The organism is Microbacterium sp. Cr-K20 (genome assembly GCF_000708325.1).
Lineage (GTDB): Bacteria > Actinomycetota > Actinomycetes > Actinomycetales > Microbacteriaceae > Microbacterium.
The window spans coordinates 1-9,520 of record NZ_JARE01000077.1 but is presented as its reverse complement, the minus strand read 5'-3'; the positions used below and the strand labels follow the sequence as shown (position 1 = coordinate 9,520).

The following is a 9,520-nucleotide window of genomic DNA, read 5'->3' as shown; positions in this document are numbered from 1 at the left end:
TCTACGTCGGGAACACACTCATTGCCACCAACGTCTCATCGGTCGGCATCCCCACGCTCGCGTCAAACGACGACGCGTTCATCTCATTCATGTCATCGGCGGGCGTGGCCAGTCTCTACCGCCGGAGCGATGGTCTGACCGTTACGTTCCCGAGTGTTCCCGCGGGTTCGACAGCCATCGGCGACACCACGTTCTTGGCACCCAATGGAGACCTCTACGAGGGGAACACTCTTGTCGCTACCGGTGTGGCATCGGTCGGTGTTCCCACGCTCTCGTCGAATGACGACGCGTTCATCTCATTCATGTCATCGACGGGCGTAGCGAGTCTCTACCGCCGGAGCGATGGCCTGACCGTCACGTTCCCGAGCGTCCCCGTCGGTTCGACAGCCATCGGCGACACCACCTACTTGGCACCCAACGGCAACCTCTATGTCGGGAACGCACTCGTCGCTTCCAACGTCGCCTCGGCGGGCATGCCCTCTCTCAGCAACAACAACGATGCCTTCACCCCGTACATGGTCGCCCCAACGTGTGCGTGGTGATGCTCGCCGGTCCCGAATGACCGGCTAGAGCGGCGAGGACCTTCGGGAAAGATGTTCGGCCCCCAGCCGGACTCGTTCCTGGAGGTCCTCGCAGTCGCGGGAGCCATACGTGCCGGAAGGTGCGACAGTAACGGAGGGGAGTTCCGTGAGCGGTGCAGACGGATTCGACGAGGCCTTCCGCTTCACCAATAACGGCGCACGCCTCGCGAAGGACGGCACCGGTCTCAAGCGGAGCACCTACGTGCCGCCCCAGCGTCCGACGCCGGTCGGGTCGCGCAGGGAACGGCGTCGTCGCCGCCGGCAGAAGCGGCGACTCCGCCGCGTGTATCGCGCCCATCGCCCGGAGAGACGCTGGGCGGCCCGGGTGAAGCGGACCACTCTGATCCTGGTCCTCGTGATCAGTTCACTGCTGTGCGTGTACGCATTCTTCCTCTCCCGATGAGCTGGCGGTCCGAAACGAAAGGTCGTCTCATGCGCGTCCCCACACAGGAGACAGTCACGGTGTTCTCGATCCTGCCGGCATTCCCGTCCGAGTTCGTGGAACCGAATGCCGCCCAGACACTCGTCGCGATCGGCACCGTGAGCCTGCTTCTCGCGTTGGTTTCCGCAACAGCGCTGGGCGTGGTGCGAGCCGTTTGCCTGCCTCTCGCGCCGGAATGGCGCTGGGTGCTCGCAGGAGTCTGGGGCGTGAGCACACTCGGCTCTCTGATCGCGGCCACCTCGACCTCGGCTTGGGGCGTCACGATCGCCGCAGCCGTCTCGCTCCCGTTGCTCTCGTTGGTGAGCCGCACTGCGGTGGTGCGCTCGTTCCTGGTGGGCGCCGGTGCCGTCATGAGCGAACCAGATGAATTCACGAAGACCATGATGCGCAGCGAGCCCGCCGCGTGCAATCGAAAGGAACAGAGTTGACGAACTCGAATGCCCCGCTCACCAACCGCCGCCGGGGGATCGACCGGCGAACAGTGCTGCGAGCCGCGGCGTGGAGTGCGCCGGTCGTGGCCATGGCTGTCGCGACGCCGCTCGCTGCCGCTTCGACGGAGCTGCCGGTGCTCACCTTCGAGGTCAGTCCATTCGTCGATGCAGACGCTCCCTACGGCACCCGCTCCGTGCGCATCTCGAACTCCGGTCCGGCCGACTTCACCGGGCCCCTCACCTTCCGGATGCCCGGCATGAACGTCGCAGCCCCATTCCTGCTCGCCGGTGCTGTGCACAGCCGCAGCGCCGACGAAGACGCGTGGACCGTCCCGTCGATCTCGGTTCCGGCCGGCGAGACGGTCGCACTGGACCTCACCTGGCCCGGCCCCTTCCCGCTGACCCCGGAGACACAGTCCCTCACCGTCGTGACCGACCCTGCACGAGGAACGATCACGTCCACCGGGAGCACCGAGGTCACGTCTCCGTATCAGCACCTCTGGGCTGCAGTCACGCCCGGCGGTGACGGGTCACCGGGCGGCACGACATCGATCTTCATCGGCAACACGACCGAGACGCCGTATGACGGGCAAGTCTCGTCGCGTCTGCCCCTCTGGACGCTCCCGGTGGTGGCGGCCGTACCGCTGTCCGTGAACGGCACGAGGTACCCGGGGGTGAAGACGCTGGAGAACAACCAGCTGCTCGCGGCTTATCCGGACATCCCCGTCACGGTAGAAGCACGGACCGGCAAGCAGCTGTTCACACTTCTCTGGGGGCCGGGCGGTGCCGGAGCAGACGGCCAGCAGCACCGGGCGCTCATCGCGCTGGGTGGGCTTCCGTTCCTCGGTGACGTGGTGATCCACTCCCGGTACCGCGTCGTTTAAGGGGACCTGTACGCGGAAGAGCCCGCCTCAGCCGAAGCTGAGGCGGGCTCTTCACGATGCGCTGCGGTCGTCAGACCCCGAAGTAGAGCTCGTACTCGAACGGGTGCGGGCGCTGGGCCATCGGCAGGATCTCGTTCTCGTACTTGTACGAGATCCAGGTCTCGATGAGCTCCTTCGTGAACACGCCGCCCTCGAGGAGGAACTGGTGGTCGGCCGCCAGGGCGTCGAGCGAGTCGAGCAGCGAGTTCGGCACCTGGGGGATGTCCTTGGCCTCCTCGGGCGGAAGCTCGTAGAGGTCCTTGTCCACCGGCTCGTGCGGCTCGATGCGGTTCTTGATGCCGTCGAGGCCCGCCATCAGCTGTGCGGCGAAGGCGAGGTACGGGTTGCCGGAGGCGTCGGGCGCACGGAACTCGATGCGCTTGGCCTTCGGGTTGGAGCCCGTGATCGGGATGCGGATCGCGGCGGAGCGGTTTCCGGCCGAGTAGACCAGGTTGACCGGAGCCTCGAAGCCCTTGACCAGACGGTGGTAGCTGTTCAGCGTCGGGTTGGTGAAGGCGAGCAGGGCCGGCGCGTGCGCCAGGATGCCGCCGATGTACCAGCGTGCGATGTCGCTGAGCTGACCATAGCCGGCCTCGTCGTAGAAGAGCGGCTTGCCGTCGCTCCACAGCGACTGGTGCGTGTGCATTCCCGAGCCGTTGTCGCCGTAGAGGGGCTTGGGCATGAAGGTCGCGACCTTGCCCCACTCCTCGGCGGTGTTCTTGACGATGTACTTGAACTTCAAGATGTCGTCCGCCGCGTGGACCATCGTGTCGAAGCGGTAGTTGATCTCCTGCTGGCCACCGGTGCCGACCTCGTGGTGCGAGCGCTCGAGGATGAAGCCGGCGTCGATCAGCTTGAGGGTGATGTCGTCGCGGAGGTCAGCGGTCTTGTCGACCGGGCTCACCGGGAAGTAGCCGCCCTTGTACGGGGTCTTGTTGCCGAGGTTGCCGCCCTCTTCTTCGCGGCCGGTGTTCCAGGCGCCCTCTTCCGAGTCGACGCTGTAGAAGCTGGAGTTCGAGGTGACGTTGTAGCGGACGTCGTCGAAGATGTAGAACTCGGCCTCGGGGGCGAAGAACGCGGTGTCGGCGATGCCCGTCGACGTCAGGTACTTCTCGGCCTTCTTGGCGACCTGACGCGGGTCCTTCGAATAGATCTCGCCGGTGCGCGGGTTGTAGATGTCGAACAGCATCACGAGGGTGCTCGCCTCGCGGAAGGGGTCGACGTACGCGGTGGTGACGTCGGGGATGAGCTGCATGTCCGACTCGTGGATGCTCGCGAAACCGCGGATCGAGGAGCCGTCGAACAGCTGACCGTCGGTGAAGAAAGCCTCGTCGACCGTCGATGCAGGAATGTTGAAGTGCTGCTGTACACCAGGGAGATCGGTGAAACGGATGTCAAGGAACTTGACGTCGTTCTCCTTGATGTAGGTCAGTACCTCGGACGAATCTTTGAACATGTACGACTCCTGTAATGCGGATCGATGGCTTCACGGCCACTCTGCAGAGTACGGACGGGGGATTTCTCTACGGTATCCGCTTTGTTTCGGGCGTGTTACAGGAGCCCGGCGACGATGCGGCATTTCGCTCTCGGTAGGCTGGGGGAGTGACGGACGCTGTGAACACGTACCCCGGTGAGCGACTCGGACTCCCGGAGTCGGGTCCCGGCAGCATCGCCCGGCCGGGCCGCCGCATCGGGGCTCTGCTCATCGATTACCTCGCCGCGACCATCATCGCCACCGCGTTCCTCGGCTACGACCAGTTCGCGCTTCCCACCGAAGCCGGGCTCACGCAGTTCGCGCCGATGCTGGTGTTCGCCGTGCTGCAGATCCTCTTCATCCCTACCGCGGGAGGCAGCCCGGGCCACCGGATCCTCGGAATGCGGCTCGTGCGCCGCGACGGTGCCTGGGTCGGCCTGTGGCGGCCGATCGTGCGCACCCTCCTGCTCGTCGTGGTCGTGCCGGCGGTGATCTGGGACGCCGATCAGCGCGGCCTGCATGACAAGGCCGTCGGCACCGTTCTCATCCGCGCCTGAACGTAGCGTTCAGATCTTGCCGCGGTTGCGGCGACGCGCTTCACGGGGCGCTCGCCCCCCGAGGAACGATCGTGCCGGGTCGACCGAGAATCCCTGTCGCAGCGCTTCTCTTCCGATGAGCATCCGGAAGCCCATCTCGTCGCGGTTGCTCAGCGTCACCTCGGCGAGCACTTCGCGGTCGACGAGGCGGATCAACAACTCCACCACGAGGCGCTCCTGTGCGTGCCCCGACGAGCTGCGCACGGCGCGCCGGTCGTGGACCGGGCACTCGACGACGACGGCGTCCTCCTGGCTGTCCTGCCAGGGTTTGACCTTGAAACGGACCCAGGGCTGGGCGTCCTGTTCGAACTCGACGATGTCGAACGCGTGCAGTGAGGAGGTGCGCGCACCGGTGTCGATCTTGGCTTTCAGCCAGTCGACTCCGAGATCGGGCAGGCTCACCCATTCTCGCCACCCCGTAAGGGTGTTTGAATGGGGGGTAGTCCTACTCACCTGATACATCCTGGCAGGAAAAATCCCCCGTGAAGATCGCAGTGCTCTCCCGTGCGCCGCAGGCGTACTCCACCCAGCGACTGCGCGCAGCTGCGCTTCAGCGCGGACACAACGTCAAGGTGCTCAATACGCTGCGCTTCGCGATCGATCTCACGGCCGATGAACCCGACCTCCACTATCGGGGTCGTCAGCTCAGCGACTACGACGCGATCCTGCCCCGCATCGGCAACTCGATCACTTACTTCGGCACCGCCGTGGTGCGGCAGTTCGAGCAGATGGACGTGTACACGCCGAACACCGCGAACGGGATCTCCAGCGCACGGGACAAGCTCCGCGCGAATCAGATCCTGTCACGGCACAACATCGCGATGCCGCCGACCGCATTCGTGCGCAATCGCGCAGACGTGCGTCCGGCGATCGAGCGCGTCGGAGGGGCGCCGGTCGTGATCAAGCTGCTGGAGGGAACCCAGGGGATCGGAGTCATCCTCGCGCCCCAGGTGAAGGTGGCCGAGGCGATCATCGAGACGCTGCACTCCACCAAGCAGAACGTGCTGATCCAGAAATTCATCTCGGAGAGTCGCGGACGCGACATCCGGGCTCTCGTCGTCGGTGACCGTGTCGTGGCCGCGATGCGGCGTTCGGCCGCCGGAGACGAATTCCGCTCGAACGTGCACCGCGGGGGATCCGTCGAGGCCGTCGAACTCGACCCCGTGTATGAGCGCGCCGCCGTGCGTTCCGCGCAGATAATGGGGCTGCGGGTCGCCGGCGTCGACATGCTCGAGGGCGACGACGGGCCACTGGTGATGGAGGTCAACTCCTCACCGGGACTGCAGGGCATCGAGACGGCGACGAAGCTCGATGTCGCCGGCGCCATCATCGACTACATCGCCGGTCAGGTCGCGTTCCCCGAGATCGATGTGCGCCAGCGGCTCACGGTCTCGACGGGATACGGCGTCGCGGAACTGATGGTGCATGGCGCCGTCGACCTGGTCGGCAAGACTCTGGGCGAGGCGGGCCTCTGGGAACGCGACATCACGGTCCTCACGCTCCACCGCGGCGTGAGCGTGATCCCGAACCCGCGCAAGCACGTGGTCCTCGAGGCGGACGACCGACTGTTCTGCTTCGGCAAGCTCGATGAGATGCGCTCGATGGTCCCCGAGCGTCGTCGTCGGCGTGCGAAGGTCCGTCGCCTGCCTCGGCAGCCGCTCTCCGAGTGAACGAGAGCGCGGCCGCCCTCAGAGGAGGACGGCCGCGCTCTTCGTTTCGGAGTGCTGGGCTCAACGAGGTCGCTGCGAGCGCACCTTCGTCGGGTCGATCCCCTTGGGGATCGGCAGCGAAGACAGCGACTGCGAGACCGAGTCCACGCGGCGGATGACCGCTGCCATCGTGGTCTTGTCGATGGCCTTCGGGAGCTTCTTGATCGTCTTCGCCAGGTCGGCGATCGCGACCTCGTCCTCGCCGTGCCCGACGTAGAGCACCGTGACGGGAACTCCGTGCGCGACGCGCTGGGCCTTGCTGCGCTCCTCGTTGACGAGGCGGGTCAGCCGGCCCCGCGCACCTTCTCCCACGACGACGATGCCACCGCGACCGATGGTGCGGTACACCGCCTCCTGCGTCTTCGGGTTGATGCCGACGGGCGTCTCCGACGCCTGCCAGCTGCGTCCGAGGCTGGTGCTGAGCACGTGGCCGGTGGCGCCGGGCATGCCGTCGATCTTCGTGTACATGGCCGAAGTCGACATTCGGGTCATGAGGAACAGCGCGCCGAGGACGCCGAGCATGAGACCCGTGATGCCCCAGAGGACGAGCGTCCAGATCTGGAACGGCGGGATCAGGTAGCCGGCGACGAGGCCGATGAGGACGCCGCCGATCAGGATCGCGAGCTGAGCCCACGGAAGCCACGGGTAGGCCTCACGGGTGAACCGGAAGAGGGACTTGATCTGGGAGAAGAACCCAGGACGCTTTTCGGGTTCAGGAGCACGCTTTGCCATGGGGACCAGCCTACCGAGTCCGCAGCCCTCGTGATGTCGGCGTTCGCGTGAAGCGGAGTCGGATGCGACGGCACTCTTCCTGCACATTCTCGGCATCGGCCGGAACCCGTTCGGTGAGGCCCGGATCACGCAGATTCCGGTGTGCGGTGGGCTGTGATGGAGGAATGACAGACATCGGCACGCATGACGCTCGGGGGACGGCCTTTCTTCCGGCCGCGCATCGGGTCGTTCGGGTTCTCGACGCGGATGAGGGGCCGTTCGAGGGCGCACTGGTCACTTCGGGGGACGCAGTGGCGGTGCGGGTGGACGCCTCGGCTCTCGGAGGATGGATCGGATGGCGGTACTCGGGGGCGGAGCATGTGGCCGCACCGATCGACGTCATCCGACGAGGCGGTGGCCACGATGTGCTGCTCCCGTGGTGCACGGATCAGGCGCTGGGGCTCCTGATCCGTCGATCGGCCACGGGGGCAGTGCTGAAACCGGGGGAGTGCTGCACCCTCGTGATCAGCCTGCTGCGCGGTCTCGACGAGATCGGCGATGGTGCGGAGGGGACACGCACCGGAGCATGGTGGGTGACCGACGGCGGACGGCCGATGTTCGTCTTCGGAGCAGGGGTGGATGCGCGAGAAGGAGCGGCGCAGATCGTCCGGCGACTGGGCGAAGACAGCACCGACAAGGTGCTCACGCGGGCGCTCAGCGTGATCGAGAAGGGGCTCGAGAAGGCCGCCACACAGCCGCGCATCGCGCGCCGGCTCCTCGATGTGTGGGAGCAAGAGCTCCTGAGCGTCGCTGCTCCGCAACCTCTCGATCGCGGGTCGCATGCGCCGGAGCGTGCGAGGGAGGTCGCGCGCGTGATCACGGCGCATCAACCGGTCCTTTCGCGGAACGGTCAGCGTCTGCGGGCGGATCGTCGCCGCAGGAGCCGGGGGATCGCGACCACAGCCGTGACGCTCGCCGACGCCGCGAAGGAGTCCTTCCGGGTCGCGTACGCGCGGATCGCGGCGGGGGTACCGGGGCGGCGAGGCCGAAGGACGGGTGAGGCAGGGGATCAAGGCACGCGGTCGCACTCGCGGCGACGTCCGTTCATCGTGGCGGCAGCCGTGGCGGTCGTCGTACTCGCCGCGGGCCTGCTGTGGCCGGACGGTGGCGAGCCGGGCGAGGCTGCTGATGCAGGAGGGCGGCGGGCGGCCGAATCGGCATCGGCACCCTCGGGGGGTGAGCCATCGGCCACGCCCGTGTCGGAGGACGCCGGGGCGCACGAGGAATCCGAGGGGTCTACGGAGAAGGGGACGGCGGACGAGACGAGGGCAGGTGGAGATCCGGACAGGAGCAGCTCGTCGGGAGGAGCCGATCCTGTGGCCGCAGCGGCAGCTCTGCTCACGACGATCACGACCTGCCGTGCTCGTGCCGACGTCGCGTGCCCTGAGGCCGTGGCCTCAGGGTCTGACGGTGTGGTGAAAGAGCTCGGGGCTGCGGAGGGGACCGCCGTCGAGCTGGTCGACGAGTACGGGGACGTCGCCGTCGTGCGGCTCGACGTCGGTCATGGCGATGAGGAGGCCGGAGAGGTGAACTCTCGGGAACCGGCGCACATGATGCTCGTCCTCATCCGGACGGAAGAGAAATGGCTGGTCCGCGACGTGTATGACGTCGCGGACCAGCCATGAGGTGCTCTATCGGTCAGGCGCCGAGCTGAGCGGCGAACTGCGCCGACTCGAGGCGGGCCTTCACCGCACCCAGGAACCGTGCTGCATCCGCACCATCGATGATCCGGTGGTCGTACGAGAGGGCGAGGTACACGTACGAACGGATCGCGATGGCATCCGCGCCGCCGACCTTCACGAGGCCGGGACGCTTGACGACCGTGCCGGTGCCGAGGATCGCGGACTGCGGAAGGAAGACGACCGGGGTGTCGAACAATGCGCCCCGCGAACCGGTGTTGGTCAGCGTGAACGTCCCTCCGGCGAGCTCGTCCGGCTTCAGCTTGTTGTCACGCGTGCGGGCGGCGAGATCGGCGATCTCGTGTGCGATCTGCGCGATGTTCTTCGAGGCCGCGTCGCGCAGCACCGGCGTGAGCAGGCCGCGCTCGGTGTCGACCGCGATCGACACGTTCTCGCTCGCCGGGTACACGATGTTCTCGCCGTCGACCGTCGCGTTCACGATCGGGAACGCCTGCAGAGCCTCAGCGGTCGCCAGCGCGAAGAACGGCAGGAACGACAGCTTGTCGCCGGTCTTCTCGAGGAACGAGGCCTTCACGCTGTCGCGGTAGTCGGCCAGCGCCGTGACATCGACCTCGACCACCGTGGTCAGCTGAGCGGTCTGCTGCATGGACTCCACGGCGCGCTTCGCCAGAACCTTGCGCAGGCGCGACATCGGCTGCGTGGTGCCGCGCAGCGGAGACACCTCGAGCGGTGCCGGGGCCGACGCGGCTGCCGCAGCGGGTGCCGTGGCGGTCTCGGCAGCCTTGAGGACGTCTTCCTTGCGGATGCGGCCACCCACACCGGTTCCGGTGACGGAGGCGAGGTCCACGCCCTGCTGTGCGGCGAGGCGGCGCACCAGCGGCGTCACGTACAGGTTGTCGTTCTCGGTGGGCAGCGCGAGCTTCTGTGCGGCCGGAGCAGCAGCGGCCGGAGCC

The 9,520-nt window shown here is 66.8% G+C and carries 11 protein-coding genes; 7 read left to right on the top strand and 4 right to left on the bottom strand.

Going from position 1 to position 9,520, the window contains the following annotated elements; translation table 11 throughout:
• From GZ67_RS20930 to GZ67_RS0118070, 4 genes are all read left to right on the top strand, one after another.
• A partial coding sequence (locus tag GZ67_RS20930; RefSeq protein WP_029262834.1) for a hypothetical protein occupies positions 1-542 on the top strand: 542 nt, incomplete at its 5' end.
• Positions 543-687: 145 nt separating this feature from the next.
• Entirely contained in the window at positions 688-984 is a 297-nt protein-coding gene (locus GZ67_RS0118080; RefSeq protein WP_029262833.1) for a hypothetical protein, read from the top strand.
• A gap of 29 nt (positions 985-1,013) precedes the next feature.
• Positions 1,014-1,451 (top strand): hypothetical protein, encoded by a 438-nt coding sequence (locus GZ67_RS0118075; protein ID WP_029262832.1) that lies wholly within the window; start codon positions 1,014-1,016, stop codon positions 1,449-1,451.
• The gene (locus GZ67_RS0118070; RefSeq protein WP_029262831.1) at positions 1,448-2,338 is read left to right on the top strand and encodes a hypothetical protein; all 891 of its coding nucleotides are present in this window, start codon (positions 1,448-1,450) and stop codon (positions 2,336-2,338) included. Before GZ67_RS0118075 ends, GZ67_RS0118070 begins: the two co-directional genes overlap by 4 nt.
• Before the next feature lie 70 nt (positions 2,339-2,408).
• On the opposite strand, the gene glnA is transcribed toward GZ67_RS0118070, so the two are convergent.
• Positions 2,409-3,833 (bottom strand): type I glutamate--ammonia ligase, encoded by a 1,425-nt coding sequence (gene glnA / locus GZ67_RS0118065; RefSeq protein ID WP_029262830.1) that lies wholly within the window; start codon positions 3,831-3,833, stop codon positions 2,409-2,411.
• Between the two features lie 146 nt (positions 3,834-3,979).
• Here glnA and GZ67_RS0118060 point away from each other — a divergent pair, with 146 nt between their 5' ends.
• The gene (locus tag GZ67_RS0118060; RefSeq protein WP_029262829.1) at positions 3,980-4,408 is read left to right on the top strand and encodes an RDD family protein; all 429 of its coding nucleotides are present in this window, start codon (positions 3,980-3,982) and stop codon (positions 4,406-4,408) included.
• A gap of 9 nt (positions 4,409-4,417) precedes the next feature.
• Here GZ67_RS0118060 and GZ67_RS0118055 read toward each other — a convergent pair whose 3' ends face one another.
• A complete protein-coding gene (locus tag GZ67_RS0118055; RefSeq protein WP_029262828.1) occupies positions 4,418-4,909 on the bottom strand; it encodes an ATP-dependent zinc protease family protein in 492 nt (163 codons plus the stop codon).
• Positions 4,910-4,929: 20 nt separating this feature from the next.
• Between GZ67_RS0118055 and GZ67_RS0118050 the strand changes: the two genes are divergently transcribed.
• Positions 4,930-6,117, top strand: a complete 1,188-nt coding sequence (locus GZ67_RS0118050; RefSeq protein ID WP_029262827.1) for a RimK family alpha-L-glutamate ligase — start codon at positions 4,930-4,932, stop codon at positions 6,115-6,117.
• A gap of 60 nt (positions 6,118-6,177) precedes the next feature.
• Here the strand turns inward: GZ67_RS0118050 and GZ67_RS0118045 are convergent, their stop codons facing one another.
• Positions 6,178-6,888, bottom strand: a complete 711-nt coding sequence (locus GZ67_RS0118045; protein ID WP_029262826.1) for a DUF4191 domain-containing protein — start codon at positions 6,886-6,888, stop codon at positions 6,178-6,180.
• Between the two features lie 164 nt (positions 6,889-7,052).
• Here GZ67_RS0118045 and GZ67_RS21070 point away from each other — a divergent pair, with 164 nt between their 5' ends.
• Positions 7,053-8,552: a hypothetical protein gene (locus GZ67_RS21070; RefSeq protein ID WP_029262825.1), complete on the top strand. Its 1,500-nt coding sequence runs from the start codon at positions 7,053-7,055 to the stop codon at positions 8,550-8,552.
• Positions 8,553-8,565: 13 nt separating this feature from the next.
• On the opposite strand, the gene GZ67_RS0118035 is transcribed toward GZ67_RS21070, so the two are convergent.
• Positions 8,566-9,520: 2-oxo acid dehydrogenase subunit E2 (locus tag GZ67_RS0118035; protein WP_029273972.1), on the bottom strand; the 955-nt coding region annotated here is incomplete at its 5' end.